Origin of the sequence: Amycolatopsis dongchuanensis (assembly GCF_039542405.1) — a bacterium.
GTDB classification, from domain to species: domain Bacteria; phylum Actinomycetota; class Actinomycetes; order Mycobacteriales; family Pseudonocardiaceae; genus Amycolatopsis_E; species Amycolatopsis_E sacchari.
In genome coordinates, this window is sequence record NZ_BAABIB010000128.1 from 1 (window position 1) to 25946 (window position 25946).

A 25946-nucleotide genomic window follows, 5' to 3' on the forward strand; every position below is an offset into this window, starting at 1 on the left:
CGACCACCCCCGACCGACCATTCGCAAACCCGCGAATGGCACCCCTGACCTGCGCTTTTGTCCCAAATCTCCATCATCGTCACCCACCCGTGTCAGTACCGGCACGAATTCGCCCCGGACTGTCGGCGGGGCCTGGCATCATTCGCCTCATGACCGCACTGACCGACCGCCCGCCGCCCGAGGAGCGCGCCCGCCGCCGCGTGACCTCCGTCGAGGTGTTGTGCGCGGTGCTGCTCGTCGCGGTCCTCGTGCAGGGCTGGGTGCGGGACGCGCTGGACGTGCCCGCGCTGCGTACGGGCGCCACCGTCTTCGTCGCGGTGTGCGTGCAGGCCTTGCCGTTCCTCGTGCTCGGGGTGCTGGTCAGCGGTGCGATCGCCGCGTTCGTGCCCGCGCGGGTGCTCCGGAAGGTGCTGCCGCGCCGCACCGCCGCCGCGGTGGGTGTCGCCGGGCTCGCCGGCGTCGCCCTGCCCGGGTGCGAATGCGCTTCGGTGCCAGTGGCACGGCGGTTGCTCGGGCAGGGGGTGGCGCCCGCGGCCGCGCTCACGTTCCTGCTCGCCGCACCGGCCGTGAACCCGGTGGTGCTGGTCGCGACGGCCGTCGCCTTCCCCGGACGGCCCGAGATGGTGCTGGCCCGCTTCCTCGGTTCGCTCGCGACCGCCGTGGTGATGGGCCTGCTGTGGGCCCGCTGGGGCAAGCTGGAGTGGATCGTGGACCGCGCCCTGCGGCGTCTACCCGAGTCCGGACCGGGAGGCGCGCGCTGGCGCACGTTCGCCGAGATCGCCCGCGCGGACCTCGTCGAGGCGGGCGGGTTCCTCGTACTGGGCGCGTTGATCTCAGCGGCGCTGAACGTGCTGGCGCCGCAGTCCTGGTTCGACGCGCTCGGCGGGCAGTGGGTGCTCGGGGTGCTGGTGATGGCGGTGCTCGCCGTCGTGCTCGCGTTGTGCAGCGAGGCGGACGCGTTCGTCGCGGCGTCGCTCACCGCGTTGCCACTGCTGCCGAAACTGGTGTTCCTGGTCGTCGGCCCCGCTGTGGACGTCAAGCTGTTCGCCCTGCAGGCGGGCACGTTCGGCCGGTCGTTCGCGGTCCGGTTCGCACCCGTGACGTTCGTGGTGGCCGTCTGCTGCGCGCTCGCGGTGGGCCTGCCGCTGCTGGGAGGCGCGCGATGAGGCCGGGGCTGGCGCTCGCGTCCGTCGCGCTCGGTGCGGTCGGGGTGGTCTTCGCGGGCTCGACGTGGATCACCTGGTTCATCGTCCAGCCCGGTGGCGCCCTGCCGACGCCGTTGTCGATGGTGGTCGGACTGGTGCTCGGGGCGCTGTGGGTGCTGGTGCTGGGTGCGGCGGTGCTGAGCGTCCTGTTCGGCGTCCTCGCGAGAACCACGGGCAGGCTCGCGCTGACGGGGATCGCGCTCGGTGTCGTGGCGGGGCTGCTCGCGCTCGGCGGAGCGCTCGCGTTCGTCGTCGCGGCAATGGACTGGACCACCGTGCACGCGGTGAACCGGGGGCTGTGATGCGGCGGGAGACCCAGAACATCCTGCTCGTGCTGCTCGGCGGTGCGCTGCTCAAGATCGGCATAACCGGTGACTACCTGCGCTACGTCAAGCCCGCGCAGCAGCCGTGGGTGCTGGCCGGGGGAGCGGTGATGCTCGTGCTGGGCGCCGTCGCGATCGTGCGGGACGTGCGGGCGGGGCGCGCCGCCGAAGGACATGGGCACGCGCATCCCGCACGTTCGGCGTGGCTGCTGCTCCTGCCGGTGCTGGCGGTGTTCCTCGTGGCCCCGCCGGCGCTGGGCTCGGACTCGGTCACGCGCACGGAGGCCCGAGCTCCCGCACAAACGGCTTTGGCGTTCCCACCGCTGCCCGCCGAGGCAGTCGTGCCGCTGTCGATGACCGAGTTCGTCACCCGCGCGGGCTGGGATTCGGGCGGTTCACTGAACGGCCGTCTCGTACGGCTGACCGGCTTCGTCACGCACGCGCGCGGTTCGGTGCTGCTCGCGCGGATGGTGATCACGTGTTGTGCGGCGGACGCGTACCCGCTCACGGTCCGCCTCACCGGCACCGCACCCACCTACCCCGACGACACGTGGATGGAGGTGACCGGCCGGGTGGTCCCCGGCACAGCGACGAGCGCCAACCGCTACACGCCCGACTTGACCGTCGACTCGGCACGCCGTATCGACCAGCCGCAGGACCCTTACGAGGACTGATCCCGGAGGCCAACTGGGTTCGCGCCCATGGGACGGAACGTGTCTCTGGTTGGCCAGGGGGTCGCTGGCCAACCAGGGGGCAGGTCGCCTCAGTGGCGCTGGCGCCCGGCTACAGCCGCGACCCCGCCCAGCGCTGCGGCGGTCCCGAGCTGTTGAGCGGCCGGGCTCAGTGGCGGATGTGCGCCTCGGGCAGGCGGGTCGCCGGGCGTCGGCGGCGTTTCCGCTCGAGCTGGTGAGTGGCCGGGGCTCGGTGGGGGACGTAAGAGTGCGCCTCAGGCAAGTGGGTCGCCAGGCGGCGGTGGTCCCGGTCGAGCCGTTGCTGAGTGCTGGTAGGTGGCCGGGCTGGATGGTGGACGTAAGAGTGCGCCTCAGGCGGGGCCGCCGGGCGTCGGCGGTGAGCCCGCCTGAGCTGTTGTTGGGTGCTAGTGGGTGGCTGGGCTGGGGGTGGATGTGGGAGTGCGCCTTGGGCGGGCGGGTCGCCCGGCCCAGGCCGCGTGCCCCCGAGCTGTTCCCCGTCCTGCGGCCACCCCGACGGCGCGCCCGCCATGCCAGAGCCGCCGCCGCCCCAGCACCGCGCGGGGTCTGGCGGCAAGCCGCCCCAGCACCGCGCGGGGTCCGGCGGCAACCCGAACGGGGACCCTACGACTGAGCCCGCCGGGCGGCGCAGTCGGCGCAGGTGCCGACGATCTCGATCGTGTGGTCGATCTCCGAGTAGCCGTGCCCGGCCGCGACCTTCTCCGCCCAGCGCTCGACCGCGGGGCCCTCCACCTCGACGGTCCTGCCGCAGTGCCGGCACACCAGGTGATGGTGGTGGTGCGAGGAACACCGCCGGTAGATCGCCTCGCCGGTGCCCGTGCGCAGGACGTCGATCTCCCCGGCCTCGGACAGCGACTGCAGCGTCCGGTAGACCGTGGTCAGCCCGATCCCGTCCCCGCGGCGGCGGAGTTCGTCGTGCAGTTCCTGGGCCGAGCGGAAGTCGTCGATCTCGGCCAGCAGCTCCACCACGGCGGCCCGCTGCTTCGTGGACCGGCGGCCCGGCACCGGAGCCACCCTGCTCATACGACCTCCTCCCCGGATCCGGCCACCGCGACCCGGACAACCTCGCTCATGAACCCTCCTGCACGTGGGCCACCGCATCCACCACGATGTGGGCCAGATGATCGTCCACGAGCCGGTACACGACCTCGCGGCCCCGCCGCTCCCCGTGCACGACCCCCGCCGCCTTGAGCACCCGCAGGTGCTGGCTGATCAACGGTTGCGCCACGTCGAGCGCGTCCACCAGCTCGTGCACGCACCGGTCGGCGTCCCGCAGCTGCAGCACGATCGCGATGCGCACCGGCGCCGCCAGCGCACGCAGCAGCTCCCCCGCCCCGGCCAGCGTCGCCGGGGACTGGACCGGCGTGGACGGCTTGACCGGCCCTTCGGAGTGCACCTCGCCGGGCAGGGGACTCGCCGCCGTCATGTCGATCTCCAGCCTGTCGTGGGGGGTGTCCTTCCATCCTAGTGGGCGCTATCCCGGTCCCGGCCGGTCTGTCAAGCCCCCCGCCGCCCACGCGGACCGGCCGGATACCCTGGACGAAACCGTCCCGCAGGCCCTGGAGAGCGTGGAAAGTGCCCGCCAACACGATTGAGACCGTCGTCAGCTTGTGCAAGCGCCGTGGCTTCGTCTTCCCGAGCGGGGAGATCTACGGCGGTACCCGGTCGGCGTGGGACTACGGACCGCTCGGCGTGGAGCTCAAGGAGAACATCAAGCGCCAGTGGTGGAAGACCATGGTGCAGAGCCGCGAGGACGTCGTCGGCCTCGACTCGGCCGTCATCCTGCCCCGCAAGGTGTGGGAGGCCTCCGGCCACGTCGAGGCGTTCGTCGACCCGCTGGTCGAGTGCCTGTCCTGCCACCGCCGGTTCCGCGCCGACCACCTGCAGGAGGAGTTCACCGAGCGCACCGGCAAGGAGCTCGCCGAGGGCGACCTGTCCGAGGTGCCCTGCCCCAACTGCGGCACCCGCGGCCAGTACACCGAGCCCCGCAGCTTCAACGGGCTGCTCAAGACCTACCTCGGCCCCGTCGAGAGCGAGGAAGGCCTGCACTACCTCCGCCCGGAGACCGCGCAGGGCATCTTCGTCAACTTCCTCAACGTCCAGACGACCTCGCGCAGGAAGCCGCCGTTCGGCATCGGCCAGATCGGCAAGTCCTTCCGCAACGAGATCACGCCGGGCAACTTCATCTTCCGCACCCGCGAGTTCGAGCAGATGGAGATGGAGTTCTTCGTCGAGCCCGGCGAGGACGAGCGCTGGCACCAGTACTGGATCGACCTGCGCACGCAGTGGTACACCGACCTCGGCATCAAGTCCGAGAACCTGCGCCACTACGAGCACCCGAAGGAGAAGCTGTCCCACTACTCGAAGCGGACCGTCGACATCGAGTACCGCTTCCAGTTCTCCTCCGGCCAGGAGTGGGGTGAGCTCGAGGGCATCGCGAACCGCACCGACTTCGACCTCACCACGCACTCGAACCACTCCGGCGTGGACCTGTCGTTCTTCGACCAGGCCACCGGCGCGCGGTACCGGCCGTTCGTCATCGAGCCTGCCGCCGGTGTCGGCCGCCCGATGATGGCCTTCCTCCTCGACGCCTACGCCGAGGACGAGGCGCCCAACGCCAAGGGCGGGGTGGACAAGCGCACGGTGCTGCGCCTCGACCGCAGGCTCGCCCCGGTGAAGGCCGCGGTGCTGCCGCTGTCCCGCAACGCGGACCTCACCCCGAAGGCCAAGGACCTCGCCGCGCAGCTCCGCAAGAACTGGAACGTCGAGTTCGACGACGCGGGCGCGATCGGCCGCCGGTACCGCCGCCAGGACGAGATCGGCACGCCGTTCTGCATCACCGTCGACTTCGACTCGCTCGAGGACCAGGCCGTCACCGTCCGCGAGCGCGACTCGATGACGCAGGAGCGCGTGGCGCTGGACCAGGTCGAGGGCTACCTGGCCGCGCGCCTGCTGGGCTGCTGACGCACCCCTGACACCTGTCACGGGCAGGTCGTGACGAGCGGCCTGCCCGCACAGGCGTCCCCGGCGGCAGAGTCGGGGACATGAACGAAACCAGCTCGCCGCCGCGCGAAGCGGCGGTCACGGCCGGGGCCGCGGTGCGGCTGTCCGGCCTGCGCAAGTCCTACGGCGAGGTGCGCGCGGTCGACGGCATCGACCTCACGATCGCGCCCGGCGAGGTCGTCGCGTTGCTCGGCCCGAACGGCGCGGGCAAGTCCACCACCGTGGACATGATCCTCGGACTGTCCACTCCGGACTCCGGCACGGTGTCGGTGTTCGGTGCCGCACCGGGGGAAGCCGTGCGGGACGGGGTGATCGGCGCGATGCTGCAGGGCGGCGCCCTGCTCGCCGACGCGACTGTCGGTGAGATGGTCGCCATGGTCGCCTCGCTGCACCGCAAGCCCATGCCGGTCGGGGAGGCGCTCGCCCGCGCCGGGGTCGACGACCTGAAGAACCAGCGCGGCAACCGGCTTTCCGGCGGGCAGAAGCAGCGCGTGCGCTTCGCCGTCGCGCTCGTGTCCGATCCGGACCTGCTGCTGCTCGACGAACCGACCGCGGCGATGGACGTGAGCAGCCGCCGCGAGTTCTGGCGCTCGATGCAGGCCTTTACCGACTCCGGCCGCACCGTGGTGTTCGCGACGCACTACCTGGAGGAGGCCGAGGAGTTCGCCGACCGCGTGGTGCTGATGCGCAGCGGGCGGATCGTGGCGGACGGTTCGGTCGCGCAGGTGCGTGCGCTCGCCGGTGGCCGCACGCTGCGGGCCGTCGCGCCCGGTGCCACCGCGACGACGCTCGCGAACCTGCCCGGCGTCACCGAGTACCAGCTGCGCGGCGAGCAGATCGCCTTGTCCAGCAACGATTCCGACGCGACCCTGCGGGCGCTGCTGACCGCCTTCCCCGACGCGCGGGACATCGAGATCGCCGCGATCGGCCTGGAAGGCGCGTTCCTGTCGCTCACTTCCGACGAGGAGGAGAAATGAGCCTCAAGTTCCTGCTGCTGGAGATCCGGCGCACCACGCGTTCGCCCCGGTTCCTGCTGTTCACCGTGGGCTTCCCGGTGGTGCTCTACCTGTTGTACGTGGGGATCTTCGCCTCGGGCCAGCCCGACGCGAAGGCGGTGCTGATGGTCAGCATGACCTCCTTCGGCGCGATGGCCGCCGCCCTGTTCACCGGCACGCGCGTCGCGCTGGAGCGTGCTTCGGGCTGGCAGCGGCAGCTGCGGCTGACGCCGCTGTCGGGTGCCGGCTACCTGACCGCGAAGGCCGCCACCGGGATGACGCTCGCGCTGGCGCCCGCGGTGCTCGTGCCGCTGGTCGCCGCGCTGGGTGAGGGCGTCTCGCTCGACGCCTCCGGCTGGCTGCGGGCCACGCTGGGGGTGTGGCTCGCCGCGATCCCGTTCACCCTGATCGGGCTGCTGATCGGGCAGCTCGGGTCCGGCGACTCGGTCCAGCCGATGACGCAGCTGGTGATGCTGCCGATGGCGCTGCTCGGCGGGATCTTCATCCCGGTCGACGCGATGCCGCACTGGCTGCTGAACGTCGCGCACGTGCTGCCGAGCTACTGGATGGGCCAGATCGGGCGGGGCGCGGTGACGCCCACCCTCAGCACGGGCCTCGGGCAGGACTTGCTGGTGCTGGGCATCTGGACGGTCGTGCTCGGGATCGCCGTGGTGCGGCGTTACCGTAGGGATTCGGCACGGGTGTGATGAGGGGGAACGGGGTGGACCGGGACGGCTGGTGGCGGGAGGACACCCCGTCCACCCCCGCCCGGCTGTGGCGGTTCACCGCCCGCTGGGTGGTGGTCGGCACCGTGTTCCTGATCCCGGTCGTCAGCCCTGCGCTGCGGTGGGCGTTCGCGCCGGGCACGCCGGTCGCGTCGGCGGTGGCCGGGCTGGTCGCCGTCGCGCTCTACTGCGCCGGGTACCTGGCGTTCCAGCTGGTGGTGTTCGCCCCGGTCCCGCAGCGGCGGAAGGTGGCCTTCTGCGTCGCCATGCTGGCGCTGGGCTGGGTCATCGTGGTGCTGCTCCCGGACAGCCAGGTGTACCTGCTGCTCTACGCGATGGCCGTGATCGCGTTCGGCCTCGCGCCCGGCTGGGTGCTGGTGCTCAACGGCGGCACGCTCGCGGCGCTGGCGATCATGGTGTGGCAGCGGGTGGGGGAACACGGCTCGTTCAGCGACGTGTGGGCCCTGCTGGGCATCACCGCGTCGATGTTCTTCGTCGGCCGCCTGCTGCGCACGGTCCGGCGGCTGCGTGCGGCGCAGGCCGAGATCGCCACGCTGGCGGTCACCGCCGAGCGGGAGCGGCTGGCCCGCGACCTGCACGACATCCTCGGCCACAGCCTCACCACGATCACGGTCAAGGCCGGGCTCGCGCGGCGGATGCTGGAAAGCGGGCAGCCCGAGCGCGCGGCCGCGGAGATCGGCGAGGTGGAGGGGCTGTCCCGCAGCGCGCTGGCCGACGTGCGGGCGACGGTGTCGGAGTACCGCGAGGTGTCGCTGTCGGCGGAGCTGGTGGGGGCGCGCGCGGCGTTGCGGGCGGCGGAGATCGAGGCGGACCTGCCGCACGCGGTGGACAACGTGCGGCCGGACCTGCAGCAGGCCTTCGGGTACGTGCTGCGGGAGGCGGTGACGAACGTGGTGCGGCATTCGGGGGCGAAGCACGTGAAGGTGCGGTTCGGGCGGAACTGGCTGGACATCGCCGACGACGGGGTGGGGGCACCGGAAGGCGTGCGGGGCAACGGTTTGCGGGGGCTGAGCGAGCGGCTCGCCGAGCTGGGCGGGACGCTGCACACGGAGTCCGGTGTGGACGGTGGGTTCGTGCTGCGGGCGGAGGTGGGGTCGTGATCCGGGTGCTGCTCGCCGACGACCAGGCGATGGTGCGGGGCGCGCTGGCGACCGTGCTGGGCCTGGAAAGCGACATCGAGGTGGTGGCGCAGGTCGGCTCGGGCGAGGAAGTGGTGCCGGCGGCGAAGGAGACGGCGCCGGACGTGGCGTTGCTGGACGTGCAGATGCCCGGCAAGGACGGGCTGACGGCCGCGGCCGAGCTGCACGCGGCGGTGCCGGCGTGCCGGATCATCGTGTGCACGACGTTCGGCAGGCCGGGTTACCTCGCGCGGGCGATGGCGGCGGGCGCGGCGGGTTTCGTCGTGAAGGACTCGCCGCCCGAGCAGCTCGTCGAGGCGGTGCGCCGGGTTTCCGCGGGGTTGCGGGTGGTGGATCCGGCGCTCGCGGCGGAGTCACTGGCGACCGGCCCGAGCCCGTTGACCGCGCGGGAGCACGACGTGCTGCTCGCCGCCCGTGACGGGGGCACGGTGGCGGACGTGGCGAAGCGACTGCACCTGTCGGAAGGCACGGTGCGCAACCACCTGTCGGCGGCGATCGGCAAGACGGGTGCCCGCACGCGCGCGGAGGCGGTCCGCCTCGCGGAGGAGAACGGGTGGCTGTGAGAATGCGGGCATGACCACGGCGGCGAACTGGGTGCGGCGCGCCCTCTTCGGGACCGCGCTGGTCGTGGTGCTCGCGATCGGCGGGACCGCGATCCGCGTGTGGCAGGTCGCGCGCGTCGACGACCGGTCCCACGCCGACGTGATCATCGTGCTCGGGGCGGCGCAGTACAACGGCAAGCCGTCGCCGATCTTCCAGGCCCGGCTGCGGCACGCGAAGCAGCTGTACGAGGCCGGGGTCGCGAGCACGATCATCACCGCGGGCGGCAACCGCGCCGGTGACGAGTACACCGAGGCCTCCGCCGGGGCGCGGTGGCTGGTCGAGCAGGGGGTGCCGGAGTCGGCGACGCTGCCCGTGGGGGAGGGGCGCGACACGCTCGGCAGCCTGCGGGCGGTCGCGACGGAGGTCGCGCGGCACGGCTGGCGCACGGCGGTGCTGGTGAGCGACCCGTGGCATTCGCTGCGGGCGCGGACGATGGCCGAGGACGTCGGCATCGAGTCGTGGACCTCGCCCACCCACACCGGGCCGATCGTGCAGACGCGCCAGACGCAGGCGATGTACATCTTCCGGGAGACCGGCGCGCTGCTGTTCTACCTGATCACCAAGACTCCCGCTGACGACATAGGGGGCACCGGGCTCGGCTGAAACTGTCGGTGGTCGCTCCTATGGTGAGGGCGTGTACACCGAACACGACCGCGAACGCCGCGTCCCGGAACCGCCCAAGAGCGCGGCGCTGCCGGGCGCGCGGCCGGACGGGCGCAGCGAGTTCGCCCGCGACCGCGCCCGCGTGCTGCACTCGGCGGCGCTGCGGCGGCTGGCGGGCAAGACGCAGGTGGTCGGGCCGGGGGAGGGCACCGAGATCAGCGGGGTGCCGCGCACCCGGCTGACGCACTCGCTGGAGGTCGCGCAGATCGGCCGCGGCATCGCCGAGGAGCTGGGCGCCGACCCCGACCTCGTGGACACCGCGGGGCTGGCGCACGACATCGGGCACCCGCCGTTCGGGCACAACGGGGAGCAGGCGCTCGACGCCGTGGCCGAGTCCTGTGGCGGGTTCGAGGGCAACGCGCAGACGCTGCGGATCCTGACGCGGCTGGAACCGAAGCTGGAGCCTGCGGGGCTGAACCTCACGCGGGCGTGCCTCGACGCCGCGACGAAGTACCCGTGGCCGCGCCGTGCGGGGCAAGCCAAGTTCGGGGTTTACGCGGACGATCTCGAGGTCTTCACGTGGCTGCGGGAGGGGGCGCCCGAGGGCAGGCAGTGCCTGGAAGCGCAGATCATGGACTGGGCCGATGACGTGGCGTACTCGGTCCACGACGTGGAGGACGGTGTGCTCGCCGGCCGCATCTCGTTACCCGTGCTCGCCGACGCGGAGGAGCGGTCGGCGGTCGCGGAGCTGGCGGCGAAGCACTTCTCGACGTTGTCGGTGTCCGCGCTGGAGAGCGCGGCACGCGAGCTGTTGACGTTGCCGGTGGTCGCGGAGCTGGCGAAGGGCGCCGGTTCGTCCTTCGCCGCACACGTCGCGCTGAAGCGCGTCACGAGCGAGCTGGTGGGTCGCTTCGCGACAGCGGCCGTCACCACCACCCGCGCCCGGTACGGCGACGGGCCGCTGACCCGGTACGCCGCGGATCTGGAGGTGCCCGAGCAGGTCCGTGCCGAGGTGGCGCTGCTCAAGGCGCTCGGGCTGCGGTACGTGATGAGCGACCCGCGGCGGCTGGCGATGCAGGACGGGCAGCGCCAGATGCTCGCCGAGCTGGTGGAGCTGCTCCTCCGCCGCGCGCCCGAGTCGCTGGACAGCGTGTTCCACCCCGCGTGGCACGCGGCACCGGACGACGCGGCGCGCCTGCGCGTGGTGGTCGACCAGGTGGCCTCGCTCACAGACGCGCAGGCGCACGCGTGGCACGCCTGGCACACCGGACGGCACTGAGAATCCGGTAGCGTCGGAGCGATGGCGAACCCGGAACTGGACCACCTGCGCTTCTGCCTCGCGCTGCACCGGGCGGCGGCCGGGCAGGGCGATTCCTGCTTCTCGCCCTACTCCGTGGCCAGCGCGCTCGGCCTGGCGAGCCAGGCGACGCGGGGACCGGCGTCCGAAGAGCTGGTGCGGCTGCTCGCGGAGTCCGACGCGGACATCGCCAAGCAGGCCGAGCTGCTGCGTGGCGCCGCGACCCTCGACGATCCCGGGCGGCGTGAGGCCCCCGTGCTCGAAGTCGCCAACACCCTGTGGACGGGGGAGGACTTCCCGCTCAACGAGGACTTCGTGGGCGAGCTCGCGTCCTGGCCCAACGGTCGGGTGCGCACGGCGCCGTTCGTGGTCGACCCCGAGGCCGTGCGCAGGGCGATCAACGGCGACGTGGCCCAGACGACGCACCAGCTGATCCCGGAGCTGCTCCCGCCCGGTGCCGTCAAGGGGGACACAGTGGCCAGCCTGGTCAACGCGCTGTACCTCAAGGTCGCGTGGGTGCACCCGTTCCAGCGCGGCGGCACCGAGGACGGTGATTTCCACAGCCCGTCCGGTGTCCGCCGGGTGCAGATGATGCACCTTTCGGAGTCGCTCGGTTACGCCGCGCGAGACGGCTGGCAGGTGGTCGACCTCCCGGGCGCAGGCGGGGTCGGCGCCACGATCCTGCTGCCGGAAGGGGAACTCGCCGCCGCCGAGTCCACTGTGGATGCTCAGCTGCTGGCGGGGCTGCTCGCCGCGCCTCGCCGCAGGCAGGTCCGGCTCACGCTGCCGAAGCTCTCCCTGCGGGCGCGCGCCGCGCTCAAGCCCGCCCTCGCGGACCTCGGCGTGCGCACGATGTTCAGCACCGGCGCCGACTTCACGCCACTGTCGCCGCACCCGGACCTCTACGTCGACGACGTGCTGCACGAAGCCGTGCTGCGGCTCGACGAGCAGGGGCTGGAGGGCGCGGCGGCCACCGCCGTGATGGTCCGCACGCTGTCCATGGTCATGCCCGCCGACCCGGTCGAGGTCGTCGTGGACCGGCCTTTCCTGCTCCTCGTGCGGCACGCCGCGACGGGTGTGGTCTACTTTTTCGCCCGCGTTGTCGAACCCTGAGGTAGAAAGTGACCGCGTTGCTGGAGGCGCCCGGGGCGGTGCAGGTGGATGAGCCCGGACGGCGGCGGTGGAACCGCGCCGACACGATCACGGGGCTGTGCTACCTGGCCGCCGCGTTCATCATCTACGCCGGGTTGTGGGTCAACCTGGGCAGTGGCTACCTGTACAACAGCGCGCAGGACCAGAACATGTGGGAGTGGTTCTTCGCGACCACCGCCCACTCGGTGTGGGATCTGCGGAACCCGCTGGAGTCGGTGCTGCAGAACTACCCCGACGGCGTGAACATGATGGCCAACACGGCGATGCTCGGGCTGAGCATCCCGCTGTCGCCGATCACGCTGCTGTTCGGGCCGACCGTCACGTGGGCGATCGCGCTCACCGGCGGCCTCGCCGGCACGTCGTTCGCCTGGTACTGGGTGTTCTCGCGGCACCTGGTGAGCTCGCGGGTCGCGGCGGCGATCGGCGGGGTGTTCTGCGGGTTCGCGCCGCCGATGATCTCGCACGGCAACGCGCACCCGAACTTCGTCGTGTTGTTCCTGCTGCCGTTCATCGTGCTGCGGCTGATCCGCCTCGCGCAGGGCGCGCGGCCGGTGCGGGACGGGATCGTCCTGGGCCTGCTGCTGGCCTACCAGATCTTCCTCGGCGAGGAGCCGCTGCTCATCACGATGATGGCGTTCGTGGTCTTCGCGATCGCCTACGCCGTGTCGCGGCGGCGCGAGGCGGCCGCGATGGTCCGGCCCATGGTCATCGGGCTCGCCGTCGCCGCGGTGCTGTCGGTGGCGCTGGTGATCTTCCCGCTGTGGTGGCAGTTCCTCGGCCCGCAGAGCTACCGCACGCTCGAACACGGCCCGGTCGGCAACGACACCGCGGCGTTCACCCGCTTCGCGACCGAGTCGATCGCCGGGCAGGCGGAGGCCGCGGCGGACGTGTCGATGAACCGCACCGAGGAGAACGCGTTCTTCGGCTGGCCGCTCATCGTGTTCATGGTGGTGCTGACGGTGTGGCTGTGGCGCAACGTCCTCGCCCGCTCGATCGCGATCTCGATGTTCGTCATGGCGTGGCTGTCGCTGGGGCAGGAGATCGTCGTCGACCACGACAACACCGGCATCCCGGGGCCGTGGAAGCTGCTGGCGAACCTGCCGCTGTTCGACTCGCTGCTGGAGTCGCGGCTGGCGATGGGGTGCATCCCCGCGGTCGGCGCGCTGCTGGCGATCGCGACCGAGAAGATCTTCCGCGCGGCGCCGTCGTTCCGGGACCGGGAGCTGCCGCTGCGCTGGCTGTGGCTCGGCGTGCTCGTGGCGGTGCTGCTGCCGATCACGCCGACCCCGCTGCAGGCCAGCACCCGGCCGCCGACGCCGGCGTTCTTCTCCGACGGCACGTGGCGGCAGTACGTGACGGGCGGCTCGGTGCTGACCGTGCCACCGCCCGGCACGGGGGACGCGCGGGCGCTGCACTGGCAGGTCCGCGCGGACAGCGGGTTCCCGCTGGCGGGTGGGTACTTCGTGGGCCCGAACGGGCCGGACGACAAGCGTGGCCGGTACGGCGCCCCGGACCGCCCTACCGCCACGACGTTGTACAAGGTGCAGGAGACGGGTGACGTCCCGGAGATCACGGACACCGACCGCGCCGAGGCGCTGACCGACCTGCGCTACTGGCACGTGGACGTGGTGGTCTTGGCGCCGGGCACGAACCAGCAGGCGCTGCAGACCACGGTCGAGCAGCTGCTGAACACGCCCGCGCGTTACGTGGACGGCGTGTGGTTGTGGGATGTGCGGGCGCTCACGAAGTCGTGAGGTAGTCGGCGATCGCCGTTCCCAGTACGGGATCGGCGACGGCGCTCATGTGGTCGCCCGGGATCTCGCGGAACTCGCCGTGCGGTAGCAGGGCCGCGAGCCGGTCCGCGCCGCGCTGGCCGTCGTCCCGGTCGCCGACCAGCACGAGCACGGGCGTCTCGACACGGCTCAGCTCCTCGGGCGGGGTGCCGACGAAGGTGTCGAGCAGGTGCCGCAGCGCTACCGGATCACCGCCGGTCGAGCGCAGGAACCGTTCGGCCTTCCACTCGGCGGACCCGCGGTCGAACGTGCCTAGCCCGTCCAGGACGCGGCGGAAGTGCTCGACACTGCCGCTGGGCTCGACGACACCCTCCAACCCGGTGCCTGCCACCACCGCACGCCCCGGTTTCGCCCCGCGCACCAGCATCCGCAGCACCGTGCGGGCGCCGAGGGAGTAGCCGCCGAGGTCGTAGTCGGTCAGCCCCAGGTGCTCCAGCAGCGCGAACCCGTCGTCGGCGAGCACGTCCGGCGGGTACGCGGCCGGGTCGTGCGGCTTCGCGCTGTCGCCGTGCGCCCGCAGGTCCGGCAGGATCACGCGCCGCCCGCGTTCGGCGAGCCGGGCCGCGTGGCCGTAGGCGAGCCAGTTGACCCGCGCGGTGGAGAGGTAGCCGTGGAAGAGCACCACCGGACGGCCCTCGCCCAGCTCGCGGTAGGCGAGTTCGGTGCCGTCGCGTCCCGCAAAGGTCCCTGTCACGGGTTCCGACGCTATCTCGTCCCCAGTGCAGAAGGAGGAGAACCATGTCACGCATGCCTGTGGTGTCTACAAAGGACGCCAACCTGTTCGCCCGGCTCATCTACCGCATCGCCCGCCGCCGCTACGGCGCGGTGCCCGAACCCTTCGCGGTCATCGCGCACCACACCGGACTGCTGGCCGCGGGTGCGCTGCACGAGCTGGCCGTCGAGAAGGCCGCCAGGACACTGCCCGCCAACGTCCGCGAGATCGTGGGCTACCGCGTCGCGGTGCGCCTCGGCTGCTCGTGGTGCGTCGACTTCGGCACGATGCTGCAGAAGCACGAGGGCCTGGACGTCGAGCGCCTCAAGCACATCGACGACTACGCGACCTCCCCGCTGTACAGCAGGCAGGAGCGGCTCGCCATCGCCTACGCCGACGCCGTGACGGCCACCCCCGTCGCGGTCACCGACGAGCAGGTCGCCGAGCTGGAGCGCGAGTTCGGCCGCAAGGGCGTGCTGGAGCTGACCTACCTCGCGGCCGTGGAGAACCTGCGTGGCCGGATGAACAGCGCGCTGGAGATCACCGACCAGGGCTTCACGTCAGGGGAGGCGTGCCGGGTTCCGCTGCCGGGACTCGCGTGAGCTTGTCCGGGTTCGCCACGTCGTAGATCGTCAGGATCCGGCCGTCGCGGATCACCATCGTCTGCAGGTGCGCGTCGAGCGGTCGCTTCCCGGGGACCTCGGCGGGCGGCAGGTAGACGCCGAGGTCCCCGTTGACCAGCACCGGACGGCCGCCGCGGAACGCCTCCAGCGAGTACATCTCGACCAGGCCGCGGAAGAAGCGGACGAGCTTGTCCGCCCCGGTGATGACCTGCTTGGCCGTGCGGGCCTTGCCGTCCGAGTCGCCGATGAAGGTCACGTCGGGGTGCAGGATCTCGGCGACCTCCCGCACGTTCCCCGTGAACAGGGCGTTGAGGAACCGGTCGAGCACCTGCTGCTGCTCGGCCAGGCTCGCCCGCGGGGGCGGTTCGGCGTCCTTCAGCGCACGCCGCCCCCGCGAGGCGTGCTGGCGCGCGGCGTCCTGGCTGACCCCGAGGATGCCGGCGATCTCGTCGAAGGGCACGGAGAACGCGTCGTGCAGCACGAACGCGACGCGCTGCTCCGGCGTCAGCTTGTCCAGCACGACCATCGCCGCCATGCGCACGCCCTCGTCGCGGACGGCGACGTCCAGCGGGTCCTCGGGGTCGCGTCCACTCAACGGGGTGACGATCGGCTCGGGCAGCCACTGGCCCACGTACCGCTCGCGCCGCACCGCGGCCGAGCGCAGCCGGTCGAGGCAGAGGCGGCCGACCACCGTGGTCAGCCAGCCCCTGAGGTCCCGGATCGCGGCCCGCTTCTCCTCGTCGAGGCCCGCGAGCCGCAGCCAGGTCTCCTGCACGGCGTCCTCGGCGTCCGCCACCGATCCGGTGAGCCGGTAGGCGACGGCGACCAGGTGGGCGCGGTGCGCGGTGAACTCCTCGGCCAGCCCCATGACAGAGACAGTATCCTCGACCCGTGGCAGGGCGAATCCGGGAATCCGACATCGCGGAGGTGCGCGACCGCAACCGGATCGACGAGGTCGTGGGTGACTACGTGGCCCTGCGCAACGCCGGCGGCGGCGCGCTCAAGGGGCTGTGCCCGTTCCACGACGAGAAGACCCCGTCGTTCAACGTCCGCCCGACGCACGGCACGTTCCACTGCTTCGGCTGCGGTGAGGGCGGCGACGTCATCAAGTTCCTGATGAAGATCGACCACCTCCCGTTCGTCGAGGCGGTCGAGCGGCTGGCCGACCGCGTCGGCTTCCGGCTCACCTACGAGGGCGGCGGCGCCAGCGTCCAGCGCGACCGCGGCACGCGCACCCGGATGGTGGAGGCGCACAAGGCCGCGGCGGAGTTCTACGCCGAGCAGCTGCGCACCCCCGAGGCCGAGCTCGCGCGCCAGTACCTGCGGGAGCGCGGGTTCGACGAGGCCGCGGCGCAGCGGTTCGGCTGCGGGTTCGCGCCGTCCGGCTGGGACAAGCTGACGAAGTTCCTGCTCAACCGCGGTTTCGAGCTGTCGGAGCTGCTCAAGGCGCAGCTCGTGCGCGAGGGCAGGCAGGGCCCGATCGACCGCTTCCACCGGCGGCTGGTGTGGCCGATCAAGGACCTCTCCGGCGACGTCGTCGGGTTCGGCGCGCGGCGGCTGTTCGACGACGACCCGATACAAGCGAAGTACCTCAACACCAGCGAGAGCCCGATCTACAAGAAGTCGCAGGTGCTGTTCGGGCTCGACCTGGCCAAGCGCGAGATCGCCAAGCGGCACCAGGTGGTCGTCGTCGAGGGCTACACCGACGTGATGGCGATGCACGCGGCGGGCGTGCCGACGGCGGTGGCGTCGTCGGGCACGGCGTTCGGCGAGGACCACATGAAGGTGCTGCGGCGCCTGCTGATGGACGACGACGCGTTCCGCGGCGAGGTGATCTTCACCTTCGACGGCGACGAGGCGGGGCAGAAGGCCGCGCTGAAGGCGTTCGAGGGGGACCAGACGTTCGCGGGCCAGACGTACATCGCGGTCGCGCCGGACGGCATGGACCCGTGTGAGCTGCGCCTGGCGAAGGGCGACGCGGCGGTGCGCGACCTGGTGGCGCGGCGGATCCCGCTGTTCGAGTTCGCGATCCGCAGCATGCTCGCCGAGTACGACCTCGATTCGGTCGACGGGCAGGTCGCCGCGTTGCAGCGCACCGTGCCGCTGGTCGCGCAGATCAAGGACCGCGCGAAGCGGGACGGGTACGCCACCAAGCTCGCGTGGTGGGTCGGCTGGCAGGACGCGGACATGGTCGTGCGGCGCGTACGTGGTGCGGCCGGGGCCGGTGCTCCGGCGAAGACGGCGCGCCGGGTCCAGGCGGCCACGCCCGCTCCGGAGGACGTGCCGCGGCCGGACCCGAAGGACCCGCGGCTGATGGCCCAGCGCGAGGTGCTGAAGGCGGCGTTGCAGGAGCCCGCGCTGGCCGGGCCGGAGTACGACGCGCTGCCCGAGGAGGCGTTCACGCACCCGGCGTACGTCGCGGTGCACCGGGCGGTGCTGAAGGCGGGCGGCGCGAGCTGCGGGCTCGCCGGCCCGGCGCTGCTCGACGCGGCGAGCGCGAACCTGCCGCCGGGCACGGTGCGCACGCTGTTGTCGGAGCTGGCCGTGGAACCGTTGCACGCCAAGAGCGAGGCCGATGTGCGCTACATCGGCAGCATGATCGCGGCCGTGCAGGAGAACCTGGTCGGCAGGCAGATCGCGGAGATCAAGTCGCGTCTGCAGCGACTGTCCCCTGTGGACGCCGAGGAGGAGTACCGGGCGTTGTTCGGGGACCTCGTGGCGCTGGAGGAGTACCGGAAAGCGTTGCGCCAGCAGGCGATCGGCGGGATGGACTGAGGTGACGGCCTGGCTGCGCCGGCTGTTCGGCGACCGGTTGCCGGAGGGGTTCGCGGGTGAGCTCGAACCCGCGGAGAACGCGCTGGCGTCCGCGGCGGTCGCTTCGGGCGGGCACCTCGTCGTGACCGAGCTGGGCCTGTGGCTGCCGGAAGGGCGGCGTGTCGGCTGGCACCTGATCAGCAAGGCGGGCTGGGCCGAGGGCGTGCTGACGCTCGTCGAGGCGTCGGAGGTCGGCACGGCGGGCGCGGCGGTGCTCCTGGCCGACCGTCCTCCGGTGCGTTTTCCGTTGCCGCGGCCCGGTCGCGTGCCCGCGATGGTGCGGCAGCGGGTCGACGGTTCCATCCGCGGGCGGCACCGGCAGGAGCTGTCCGGCGGCGGGGTGTGGTTCGTGCAACGGAAGGTGCCGGGGCGCGACGGGAGTGTGCTGCAGGCGAGGCCGGATCCGGGGGTGGACGCGGAGGTCGTCGCCGCGATCGCCCGGGAGGCCGCGGAGAGGCTGGCGCGGCCGGAGGCTTAGCAGTACGCTCGTACTGTGTGGGATCCCGCGAAGTACCTCGACTACGCTGACCTGCGCGGACGCCCGTTCTTCGACCTGCTGTCCCGGGTGGGCGCTGAGTCGCCACGCCGGGTGGTCGACCTCGGATGCGGCCCGGGGAACCTGACGCTCGCGCTGTCGTCGCGCTGGCCTTCGGCGGTGGTCGAAGCCGTGGACAGCTCGCCGGAAATGGTGGCGGCGGCGCGCTCGGCGGGTGTCGCGGCCGAGGTGCTGGACGTGCACGACTGGAAACCGGCGCCGGACACGGATGTCGTGGTGACGAACGCGGTGCTGCAGTGGGTGCCGGGGCATCAGGGGTTGCTGCGACGGTGGGTGGAGGAGCTGCCGTCGGGTGCCTGGCTGGCGATGCAGGTGCCGGGCAACTTCGACTCCCCGTCACACGTGCTGGCGCGCGAGCTGGCGGCGGAGCGGGGCGTGTCGTTGCGTGGCCTCGAAGCGGTCGCCACGCCCGTCGAGTACGCCACCCTGTTCGCCGACGCGGGTTGCCAGGTGGACGTCTGGGAGACGACGTATGTCCAGCGCCTGGCGGGGGAGAACGCGGTGCTGGAGTGGATCACCGGGACGGCCCTGCGCCCGGTGAAGGCGGCGTTGTCGGAAGCCGACTGGCAGCAGTTCCGCGCGGATTTGGCGCCCCGCTTGGCGTCGGCGTACCCGGTCCGGGAGGACGGCTCGGTGTGGTTCCCGTTCCGCCGGGTGTTCGCCGTGGCGCGGGTTTAGAGCGTGTCTCATTTGGTGAGTTTCTTGTAGCAGGTGATGGTGGCGGCGAGGGTGAGGAAGGCGAGGTAGTGGCTGGCTTTGCGTTCGTAGCGGATGGTCAGGCGCCGGTAGCCGGTCAGCCAGGCGATCGACCGTTCGATCACCCACCGGTGTTTGCCGAGTTTCTCGACGGATTCGATGCCCTTGCGAGCGATACGCGGGATGATCCCACGCTGGCGGAGCCAGTCGCGCAGCGCGGGGATGTCGTAGGCCTTATCCGCGTGTAGCTTGGCCGGCTTCCCGCGCCGCGGTCCGCGGCGCGACCGAATCGGCGGCAGCGCGTTGACCAGGGGCCTGAGCGCGTGACTGTCGTGGGTGTTGGCCGCGGAGATCCCGACCATCAACGGCAGCCCGGCCCGGTCGGACAGCACGTGGATCTTCGAGCCGGGCTTGCCGCGATCGACCGGGCTCGGACCGGTCAGACCGCCCCCCTTTTGGCCCTGACGGATGCTCCGTCCAGGACCGCGCGCGACCAGTCGATCAGCCCCTGGCCACCCAGTTCGTCCAGCACCGCCTGGTGCAGCTGTCTCCACAGCCCGGCCTCGGACCACTCGGTGAACCGTCGATGCGCCGTCGGCACAGTGACCCCGAAGCTGGGCGGCAGATGCCGCCAGGCACAGCCGCTGGTCAGCACGAACACGATCGCGGTGAACACCGCCCGATCGTCCACTCTCGACATGCCGCCACCCTGCGGGCGCGTCTTTCCCGGCGGGATCAACGATTCGACCAGCGCCCACAACTCGTCGGGCACCAGACGTCGCGACAACTCGTCCATCACAGCTCATGATCGTGCCCGCACCTCAACCAACATCCAAGTGAGACACGCTCTTAGCGGGGGCGTTCGCGAAAGGCGCCGGCTGAGGCGGCGAAGATCGAGAGCCGGCGGTGCGTTACGGGATGCGGCGTCGGGAGTCGGGCCACTCGGCGTCGTTCCAGCTCACCGGCGAGGCGCCGACCGGCTCGAATCGGATAGCCGGATCGTCGCTCTGCACGAGCCCCATCAGACGTCGGCCGAACAATGCCGCGACGCGCGAATGCGTGGCGATGATATCGAGCACGGCCTGGGCTGTCTGGCCGCAATGGTCTGTGAATTTGTCATAACCGGCGAACACGAGCGCGAGGCCGGTGGTTTCCGGAGCCCAGCCGTAGTCCTGGGCGACCACGTCCTGCATGGCGTCGTGCAGAGCAGCCAGGTTGTGCCCGTAGTAGTCCGGGAACGCGGGTGTCTGCGCGATGGCTCGGTGGAAATCTGCTTCGGTCGTCCAGCGGGCGGCGTCGAGGCGGGTGACCTGGTAGCCGTGGGCTTGGAGCCAAGCGATCGCCTCGTCGAGGACCTCCCGGCGCCAGAACAGCGTGATCGGAGTGTTGATCAGCAGCCGGAAGTCGACTTCCTGGTTCAGGTCCGCCTGCGGGTCGAATGGCGCCATGGCAGGAAAGTAGCTGTCGGGTGTTGTGGGGGATGAAGCTGGTCTGCTCCGGGATGCCGGCCTACTCGTGGCGCATCGCGGCTTCGAGCCGTTGTTCCAGGCGTGGAACGGGGAGTGGCTGGACCCGAGCGATGTCATCCACCGCATCCAGGAAGCTTTCGCGGAGGTCGGCTACTGGTGGGTTACGTCACACGTCTTCCGTAAGACAGTTGGCTTGGTCCTGGACGAAGCGGACCTGCCGCTGAGCGCGATCGCCGACCACCTCGGCAACACCCAGAAGGTGGCTGACAAGCACTACCGCAAGCGCAGGGTAGCCAACGATGCTTCGGCGGATGCCCTGGAGCGGATGTTCGGCGACGAGCCCGCCGAATGACGAAAGTGGCGGTTTTCTGGCGGTTCCGCCCTGCTGAGTTCCGGAAACGAAAGAAGCCCAGGTGCTTGACCTGGGCTTTTGCTCCCCCGGTTGGACTCGAACCAACAACCCTTCGGTTAACAGCCGAATGCTCTGCCAATTGAGCTACAGGGGAACGCTCACCGCCGGTCCGGATCGCTCCGGGCCAACGGGGACAAACTTTAGCGCACCCCCGATCGCGCTCTGCAAGCACCCCCGGCATGGGGTGGCGGGCTGGGGGACAATGGCGGGAACGACCCGGACAACGGTGAGGAGGCGGAGACGTGAAGGTTTTCCTGCTCGGGGCGGCCGTCGGGTACGTGCTCGGCGCGAAGGCGGGCCGCGCCCGTTACGACCAGATCGTGCGCACGTACCGTAAGGTCGCCGACCACCCGATGGTGCAGGGCGCGGCGGGTGTCGCGCGGGCGAAGGTCGGCGAGAAGGTGGGGGACAAGGTGCCGTTCTTCCGGGCCGCAGGGCGCGACGGGCATCGGGTGAACGACTCCTCCGTCGCGCGGGGCTGATGGGATCTGGTCCGCGGCTTCGTGACGCGGGGCTGACGGGATTCGGTCCGAAACCCCTCGGGCAGCGAAAAACCGGCCCGGAGCGCTTGTGATGCGGGGCTGACAACCCGAACCTGAGCCGTGGCGCGGGGTGATGGCTAGACCCACTCGACGCCGGCGCCGGAACCCGCGGAAGGACCTAATCGAACATCCCCGAACCCCGGCCGCCCACCAGGGCGAGCCGGGGTTTCTCGACACTACCTTGCTAGCATGCTAACCTCCTAGTGTGGCCGCCGAGGAAGTGAAGCAGTTCAACGTCTACCTGCCGCTCAGCCTGATCAAGCAGGTCAAGCACCACGCGATCGAGGAGGGGCTTTCCCTCTCCGCGCTGGTGGCGGACGCGTTGCGCGCCTACCTCGACGGTGCATCCGGGCAGCGATCGGCCGACGATGGGAGTTGACATGTCCACTGAGGGGATCCACGCGGTGTTCCTCGAGACCCACAACTGGGGCAAGGCCGCGAAGTTCTTCCAGTCACTGGGTTACGAGCTCGAGTTCGCCACGGACCACAACTCGGGGCAGCTCCGGAACGGCACTGGGCCCGCCGTCTTCATCGCCGAGGTGCCGGAAACCCAGGAGACCCGCACGCGCCTGGTGCTGAAGGTGGCCGACGAGGCGGAATTCCAGCCCGGGCCGGGCGTCGAGGTCGTGGAACCCTTCGCCGGCACCCACTACGGCACCCGCGAAGCCGTCGTCCGCGATCCTGACGGGCGGCTCTGGACCCTGCAGGCCTGACGTGACCGCCGAGAACACCGCCGCCCGCGTCGCCCTGTGGCGGGCGCTGCACGTGCTCCTCGACGAACCGCCGCACGTCCTCGAGGACGTCGTCGGGCTGCGGTTGCTCGCGCCCGGCGACGGCTGGCGCGAGCGGCCCGACATGGATCCTGTCACCACCAGCGGTTTCCGCGCAGCCATCGTCGCGCGGGCGCGGTTCGTCGAGGACCTCGTGGCCGAGCAGGCCGATCGCGGCGTGGACCAGTACGTCGTCCTCGGCGCGGGCCTCGACACCTTCGCCCAGCGCAGGCCCGACCTCGCCGGCCGCGTGCGGGTCTTCGAGGTCGACCAGCCCGGCCCGCAGGAGTGGAAACGCCGGCGGCTCACCGAACTCGGCTACCGCATCCCCACGCTCGTCCCGGTCGACTTCGAGGCCGACCCGTGGGAGGACAGGCTGATCGCGGCCGGCTTCGACCCCGGCCGCCCGGCGGTCATCGCCTCCAACGGCGTCAGCATGTACCTCACCAGAGACGCCACCGCGGCCACCCTCCGCCGCATCGCCACCTTCGCGCCGGGCACCACGCTGGTCATGACGTTCCTGCTGCCCCCCGACCTGCTCGACGAGGCCTCCCGCGCCGGACTGGAGAGGTCCGCGCGCGGGGCACGAGCGGCGGGCACACCGTTCCTGAGCTTCTACCGTCCCGAGGAAATCCTTGCGCTGGCCGGGGAAGCGGGGTTCCGGACGGTACGGCACGTACCGGGCAGCTCCCTCGCTGACCGCTACTTCGCGGACCGGACCGACGGCCTGCGCCCGTCCGCGGGCGAGGACGTGCTGGTCGCCACGGTCGACTAGCGCACCAGCACGACCTTCCCCCGCAGCCCGCCCTGTTCCACGAGGGAGTGCGCCTTCGCGGCCTCCGGCATCGGGACCGCGTCGGCCACCGGGAGCCGGAACCGGCCTTCCTCCGCCAACGCGGCCGCCGCCGTGAGACCGTGCTCTCCCGAAGGCTGGCCGGCGAGCGCGCCGAGGGTGACGTGGACACCGCGATCCGCGCCGCCCAGGTCCGTGATCGTGACGACGGCGGCTGGATCACCCGTCAGCGCGACCAGTTCCGCCAGTGAACCTCCGATGTGCAATGCGCGGTCAGCCATAGCAACGCGTTCGGGCAGACCCGGACCGTAGGGCACGAACTCGGCGCCCAGAGACGTGACGAAATCGGCGTGGTCAGGGCGGGCGGCGCCGATCACCCGGGCACCGCGGGCGCGCGCGAGTTGCACCGCCGTGCTGCCGACCCCGCCTGCCGCGCCGTCGACGAGCACGACCATCCCCGGCCGCACGTCGAGCACGTCGAACGCCCGCGTCGCGGTCTCGACGCTCGTAGCCGCGCCGCCCGCCTCCGGCCAGGACAGCGCCCGCGGCTTCGCAGTCCAGAAACGCAGCACCGCGAACTCCGCGTTCGCGCCCCCGAGACGGGAGAGATCCACGGCGCCGAAAACCTCGTCGCCCACGGACACGCCGGTCACACCCGGGCCGACTTCATCGACCGTGCCCGCGGCGTCCACACCGGGAACGTGGGGCAACGGTGGCCGCGCCTGGGAGCGTCCGGCACGCAAAGCCGTGTCCACAGGGGAAACCCCGGCGGCCTCGACGCGGATCCGCACCTGGCCGGGACCGGCGTGGGGTTCGGGGAAGGGACCGAAGGTGAGCACCCCGGGCGGGCCGAATCGGTCGAACTGAACAGCGAACATGCCCGTACCGTAGGAGCGGACAGCACGCACAGCGGGGAAGTGAGAGAGCGGCAGGGGCACGGTGACTCGGAAAGCGCGGGCGGACGCGGCCTACAACCGCGAGCACATCGTCGAGGTGGCGCGGAAGGCGTTCGCCGAGGAAGGCCTGGACCTGCCGGTGCGGGAGATCGCCCGCCGGGCGGGCCTGGCCGCCGCCACGGTGCACCGGCACTTCCCCTCGCGCACCGACCTCGTGACCGCCGTGCTCACCGGGCAGGTGGACCGGTGCGTGGCGGAGATGGCGGCCGCGGTGGCCGATCCCGACCCCGGACGGGCCTTGCGGCGGACGGTCCTGCGGTTCGCCGAGCACCAGCTCAGCGACCGCGGGCTCACCGAGGCGCTGCTGGGCGGCCACCCGGCCGGTGCGGCGTTCGCGTCGTACCGGCCAGCGCAGAGCCGGAGCCTGTACCGGCTGGTCGAGCGCGCCCGCCGGGCCGGGGCGATCCGCGAGCACGTCTCGGTCGAGGACGTCCGGACCGGACTGCTCGCGATCGCCTCGTTCCGCACCCTCCCGGCCCGCCAGGCCAGGCCCGCCGTGACGCGGCTGGCGAACCTGGTGCTGGCCGGGATCACCGCGTGAACCCTCAGCCCGCCAGCTGCCGCACCCGGCGGCGGACGCCGAACCACCCGCCGACCAGCACGAGCGCCAGCACCGGCAGGCTGTAGATGAGGATCCGGCCCGTCGCCCCGTTGAACCAGCTCATCGCCAGCACCAGCAGCAGGAAGCCGAGCGTGACGTAGTTCGTGTACGGCGCGCCGGGCAGGCGGTAGGACGGCCGTTCCAGCTCGCCGCGCTTCGCCTTGCGCGTGAGGGCCAGGTGGCAGATCACGATCATCGACCACATACCGATGATGCCCAGCGCGGAGAACTCCAGCGCCACCTCGAACGCCGACTCCGGCACGACCAGGTTCAGCACCACACCCAGCGCGTAGACCACCGCGGTCAGCAGCACCCCGCCGTACGGGACCCCGCTGCGGCTCATCCGCGCGGTGAACTTCGGCGCGGACCCGGCGACCGCGAGCGAGCGCAGGATCCGGCCCGTCGAGTACAGGCCGGAGTTCACACTGGACAGTGCCGCCGTCAGCACGATCAGGTCCATGATCGCGCCCGCCGCGGGCACGCCGAGCTTGCCGAAGAACGTCACGAACGGGCTTTCGCCGCTCTTGTAGGCGGTCCACGGCAGCAGCATCACCAGCAGCACCACCGAACCCACGTAGAACACGGCGATCCGCCACGCCACCGAGTTGACCGCCTTCGGGATGATCTTGCGCGGCTCGGCGGTCTCGCCCGCGGTCACGCCGACCATCTCCACCCCGGAGTAGGCGAACACGACGCCCTGCAGGATCAGCAGCGCGGGCAGCAGCCCGGTCGGGAAGACCCCGCCGTGGTCGAACACCAGGCTCGGCCCCGTCACGACGCCGTCCACGGGGTGCCTGCTCACCAGCACCACGATGCCCACCACCATGAACACCACGAGCGCGAGCACCTTGATCGCGGCGAACCAGAACTCCAGCTCCCCGAACAGCTTCACCGACACCAGGTTCACCGCGAGGATCAGGCACAACGCGATGAGCGCGGGGATCCACTGCTGCAGGTCCGGCCAGAAGAACTGGGTGTACTTCGCGACGGCGGTGACGTCCGCGACACCCGCGGTCGCCCAGTTCAGGAAGTACATCCAGCCCGCGAAGAACGCCGCCTTCTCGCCGAGGAACTCCCGCGAGTACGAGACGAACGAACCCGACGAAGGCCGGTGCATGACCAGCTCCCCCATGGCGCGCACCACGAAGAACGCGAAGACGCCGGCCACCGCGTACACGACGGCGAGCGCCGGGCCGGAGCTGTGCAGCCGCGACCCGGCGCCGAGGAACAGGCCGGTGCCGATGGCGCCGCCGATCGCGATCATCTGCACCTGGCGGCTCTTGAGGCCCTGGTGGTATCCGACGTCCTCGGCGGCGAGCCGGTCCGGGGCGCCGGTGGTGAGTTGAGTGACCATGGACAGCCATGCTGTGCGCGCCGTCACCCGTGTTACAACGCCCTTGAGCAGGACTTGAGGTCGAGTTGATCGCCGCTTG

At 71.4% G+C, this 25946-nt stretch carries 30 protein-coding genes and 1 tRNA gene; 22 read left to right on the top strand and 9 right to left on the bottom strand.

Going from position 1 to position 25946, the window contains the following annotated elements; all coding sequences use genetic code 11:
• Positions 1–149: 149 nt before the first annotated feature.
• From ABFX51_RS32060 to ABFX51_RS32070, 3 genes are read left to right on the top strand one after another with little or no spacing between them, the layout of a single operon-like run.
• Positions 150–1166: a permease gene (locus tag ABFX51_RS32060; RefSeq protein ID WP_177228844.1), complete on the top strand. Its 1017-nt coding sequence runs from the start codon at positions 150–152 to the stop codon at positions 1164–1166.
• Positions 1163–1507 carry a hypothetical protein gene (locus tag ABFX51_RS32065; RefSeq protein WP_091511589.1) on the top strand — a complete coding sequence of 115 codons (345 nt, stop codon included), beginning with the start codon at positions 1163–1165 and terminating at the stop codon, positions 1505–1507. The genes ABFX51_RS32060 and ABFX51_RS32065 overlap by 4 nt, the downstream gene beginning before the upstream one ends.
• Entirely contained in the window at positions 1507–2202 is a 696-nt protein-coding gene (locus tag ABFX51_RS32070) for a TIGR03943 family putative permease subunit (RefSeq protein WP_091511676.1), read from the top strand. Before ABFX51_RS32065 ends, ABFX51_RS32070 begins: the two co-directional genes overlap by 1 nt.
• A gap of 639 nt (positions 2203–2841) precedes the next feature.
• On the opposite strand, the gene ABFX51_RS32075 is transcribed toward ABFX51_RS32070, so the two are convergent.
• Both ABFX51_RS32075 and ABFX51_RS32080 read right to left on the bottom strand, forming a co-directional pair.
• Positions 2842–3261: a Fur family transcriptional regulator gene (locus ABFX51_RS32075; RefSeq protein WP_091511588.1), complete on the bottom strand. Its 420-nt coding sequence runs from the start codon at positions 3259–3261 to the stop codon at positions 2842–2844.
• Between the two features lie 46 nt (positions 3262–3307).
• Complete coding sequence (locus ABFX51_RS32080) at positions 3308–3664, bottom strand: ArsR/SmtB family transcription factor (protein ID WP_091511585.1); 357 nt, start codon at positions 3662–3664, stop codon at positions 3308–3310.
• A 149-nt stretch (positions 3665–3813) separates the two neighbouring features.
• On the opposite strand from ABFX51_RS32080, the gene ABFX51_RS32085 reads away from it, so the two are divergent.
• From ABFX51_RS32085 to ABFX51_RS32125, 9 genes are all read left to right on the top strand, one after another.
• Complete coding sequence (locus tag ABFX51_RS32085; protein ID WP_091511583.1) at positions 3814–5202, top strand: glycine--tRNA ligase; 1389 nt, start codon at positions 3814–3816, stop codon at positions 5200–5202.
• Positions 5203–5282: 80 nt separating this feature from the next.
• Positions 5283–6218 (top strand): ABC transporter ATP-binding protein, encoded by a 936-nt coding sequence (locus ABFX51_RS32090; RefSeq protein ID WP_091511580.1) that lies wholly within the window; start codon positions 5283–5285, stop codon positions 6216–6218.
• The gene (locus tag ABFX51_RS32095) at positions 6215–6943 is read left to right on the top strand and encodes an ABC transporter permease (protein WP_091511578.1); all 729 of its coding nucleotides are present in this window, start codon (positions 6215–6217) and stop codon (positions 6941–6943) included. Before ABFX51_RS32090 ends, ABFX51_RS32095 begins: the two co-directional genes overlap by 4 nt.
• Positions 6943–8082: a sensor histidine kinase gene (locus ABFX51_RS32100; protein ID WP_091511575.1), complete on the top strand. Its 1140-nt coding sequence runs from the start codon at positions 6943–6945 to the stop codon at positions 8080–8082. The genes ABFX51_RS32095 and ABFX51_RS32100 overlap by 1 nt, the downstream gene beginning before the upstream one ends.
• The gene (locus tag ABFX51_RS32105) at positions 8079–8684 is read left to right on the top strand and encodes a response regulator transcription factor (RefSeq protein WP_091511573.1); all 606 of its coding nucleotides are present in this window, start codon (positions 8079–8081) and stop codon (positions 8682–8684) included. Before ABFX51_RS32100 ends, ABFX51_RS32105 begins: the two co-directional genes overlap by 4 nt.
• Before the next feature lie 10 nt (positions 8685–8694).
• Positions 8695–9327, top strand: coding sequence for a YdcF family protein (locus ABFX51_RS32110; protein WP_091511571.1), 633 nt, complete (start codon positions 8695–8697; stop codon positions 9325–9327).
• A gap of 31 nt (positions 9328–9358) precedes the next feature.
• Positions 9359–10606, top strand: a complete 1248-nt coding sequence (locus ABFX51_RS32115) for a deoxyguanosinetriphosphate triphosphohydrolase (protein WP_346055931.1) — start codon at positions 9359–9361, stop codon at positions 10604–10606.
• Between the two features lie 21 nt (positions 10607–10627).
• Positions 10628–11737, top strand: coding sequence for a serpin family protein (locus tag ABFX51_RS32120; RefSeq protein ID WP_346055932.1), 1110 nt, complete (start codon positions 10628–10630; stop codon positions 11735–11737).
• Positions 11738–11745: 8 nt separating this feature from the next.
• Positions 11746–13530, top strand: a complete 1785-nt coding sequence (locus ABFX51_RS32125) for a glycosyl transferase (RefSeq protein WP_346055933.1) — start codon at positions 11746–11748, stop codon at positions 13528–13530.
• Here ABFX51_RS32125 and ABFX51_RS32130 read toward each other — a convergent pair.
• Positions 13517–14263 carry an alpha/beta fold hydrolase gene (locus ABFX51_RS32130; RefSeq protein WP_346055934.1) on the bottom strand — a complete coding sequence of 249 codons (747 nt, stop codon included), beginning with the start codon at positions 14261–14263 and terminating at the stop codon, positions 13517–13519. The two genes, ABFX51_RS32125 and ABFX51_RS32130, sit on opposite strands and share 14 nt — an antisense overlap.
• 44 nt (positions 14264–14307) lie before the next feature.
• Here ABFX51_RS32130 and ABFX51_RS32135 point away from each other — a divergent pair, with 44 nt between their 5' ends.
• Complete coding sequence (locus ABFX51_RS32135) at positions 14308–14883, top strand: carboxymuconolactone decarboxylase family protein (RefSeq protein WP_346055935.1); 576 nt, start codon at positions 14308–14310, stop codon at positions 14881–14883.
• On the opposite strand, the gene ABFX51_RS32140 is transcribed toward ABFX51_RS32135, so the two are convergent.
• Positions 14837–15772 carry a sigma-70 family RNA polymerase sigma factor gene (locus ABFX51_RS32140; RefSeq protein WP_346055937.1) on the bottom strand — a complete coding sequence of 312 codons (936 nt, stop codon included), beginning with the start codon at positions 15770–15772 and terminating at the stop codon, positions 14837–14839. The two genes, ABFX51_RS32135 and ABFX51_RS32140, sit on opposite strands and share 47 nt — an antisense overlap.
• A 23-nt stretch (positions 15773–15795) precedes the next feature.
• Here ABFX51_RS32140 and dnaG point away from each other — a divergent pair, with 23 nt between their 5' ends.
• The 3 genes from dnaG to ABFX51_RS32155 are packed head-to-tail and all read left to right on the top strand — an operon-like array spanning position 15796 to position 18952.
• Positions 15796–17679 (top strand): DNA primase, encoded by a 1884-nt coding sequence (gene dnaG / locus ABFX51_RS32145; protein WP_346055938.1) that lies wholly within the window; start codon positions 15796–15798, stop codon positions 17677–17679.
• A gap of 1 nt (position 17680) precedes the next feature.
• A complete protein-coding gene (locus ABFX51_RS32150; RefSeq protein WP_346055939.1) occupies positions 17681–18196 on the top strand; it encodes a hypothetical protein in 516 nt (171 codons plus the stop codon).
• A gap of 15 nt (positions 18197–18211) precedes the next feature.
• Positions 18212–18952 (top strand): trans-aconitate 2-methyltransferase, encoded by a 741-nt coding sequence (locus ABFX51_RS32155; protein ID WP_091511553.1) that lies wholly within the window; start codon positions 18212–18214, stop codon positions 18950–18952.
• An 8-nt stretch (positions 18953–18960) separates the two neighbouring features.
• On the opposite strand, the gene ABFX51_RS32160 is transcribed toward ABFX51_RS32155, so the two are convergent.
• Together ABFX51_RS32160 and ABFX51_RS32165 are read right to left on the bottom strand one after the other, a co-directional pair.
• Positions 18961–19766, bottom strand: a protein-coding gene (locus ABFX51_RS32160) for an IS5 family transposase (RefSeq protein WP_346055941.1) whose coding sequence is annotated in 2 segments (ribosomal slippage) — positions 18961–19427 and positions 19427–19766 — 807 coding nt in all. Because the reading frame shifts where the segments join, the coding sequence is not laid out codon by codon here.
• Positions 19767–19881: 115 nt separating this feature from the next.
• Entirely contained in the window at positions 19882–20418 is a 537-nt protein-coding gene (locus ABFX51_RS32165; protein ID WP_091511551.1) for a barstar family protein, read from the bottom strand.
• 67 nt (positions 20419–20485) lie between these two features.
• Between ABFX51_RS32165 and ABFX51_RS32170 the strand changes: the two genes are divergently transcribed.
• Positions 20486–20791 (top strand): hypothetical protein, encoded by a 306-nt coding sequence (locus ABFX51_RS32170; RefSeq protein ID WP_346055942.1) that lies wholly within the window; start codon positions 20486–20488, stop codon positions 20789–20791.
• A gap of 81 nt (positions 20792–20872) precedes the next feature.
• Here ABFX51_RS32170 and ABFX51_RS32175 read toward each other — a convergent pair.
• Positions 20873–20945, bottom strand: a tRNA-Asn gene (locus ABFX51_RS32175).
• A 148-nt stretch (positions 20946–21093) separates the two neighbouring features.
• On the opposite strand from ABFX51_RS32175, the gene ABFX51_RS32180 reads away from it, so the two are divergent.
• The 4 genes from ABFX51_RS32180 (at position 21094) to ABFX51_RS32195 (ending at position 22938) form a co-directional block, all read left to right on the top strand.
• Positions 21094–21333, top strand: coding sequence for a hypothetical protein (locus ABFX51_RS32180; protein WP_091511547.1), 240 nt, complete (start codon positions 21094–21096; stop codon positions 21331–21333).
• 265 nt (positions 21334–21598) lie between these two features.
• Positions 21599–21772 carry a ribbon-helix-helix domain-containing protein gene (locus ABFX51_RS32185; protein ID WP_091511545.1) on the top strand — a complete coding sequence of 58 codons (174 nt, stop codon included), beginning with the start codon at positions 21599–21601 and terminating at the stop codon, positions 21770–21772.
• Between the two features lies 1 nt (position 21773).
• The gene (locus tag ABFX51_RS32190) at positions 21774–22106 is read left to right on the top strand and encodes a VOC family protein (RefSeq protein WP_091511543.1); all 333 of its coding nucleotides are present in this window, start codon (positions 21774–21776) and stop codon (positions 22104–22106) included.
• Position 22107: 1 nt separating this feature from the next.
• Positions 22108–22938 (top strand): class I SAM-dependent methyltransferase, encoded by an 831-nt coding sequence (locus ABFX51_RS32195; protein ID WP_346055943.1) that lies wholly within the window; start codon positions 22108–22110, stop codon positions 22936–22938.
• On the opposite strand, the gene ABFX51_RS32200 is transcribed toward ABFX51_RS32195, so the two are convergent.
• Positions 22935–23834 carry an NADP-dependent oxidoreductase gene (locus ABFX51_RS32200; RefSeq protein ID WP_346055944.1) on the bottom strand — a complete coding sequence of 300 codons (900 nt, stop codon included), beginning with the start codon at positions 23832–23834 and terminating at the stop codon, positions 22935–22937. The two genes, ABFX51_RS32195 and ABFX51_RS32200, sit on opposite strands and share 4 nt — an antisense overlap.
• A 61-nt stretch (positions 23835–23895) precedes the next feature.
• On the opposite strand from ABFX51_RS32200, the gene ABFX51_RS32205 reads away from it, so the two are divergent.
• The gene (locus tag ABFX51_RS32205; protein WP_346055945.1) at positions 23896–24453 is read left to right on the top strand and encodes a TetR/AcrR family transcriptional regulator; all 558 of its coding nucleotides are present in this window, start codon (positions 23896–23898) and stop codon (positions 24451–24453) included.
• Positions 24454–24457: 4 nt separating this feature from the next.
• On the opposite strand, the gene ABFX51_RS32210 is transcribed toward ABFX51_RS32205, so the two are convergent.
• On the bottom strand, positions 24458–25867 hold the full coding sequence (locus tag ABFX51_RS32210) for an amino acid permease (RefSeq protein WP_346055946.1): 1410 nt from the start codon (positions 25865–25867) through the stop codon (positions 24458–24460).
• Between the last annotated feature and the right edge of the window lie 79 nt (positions 25868–25946).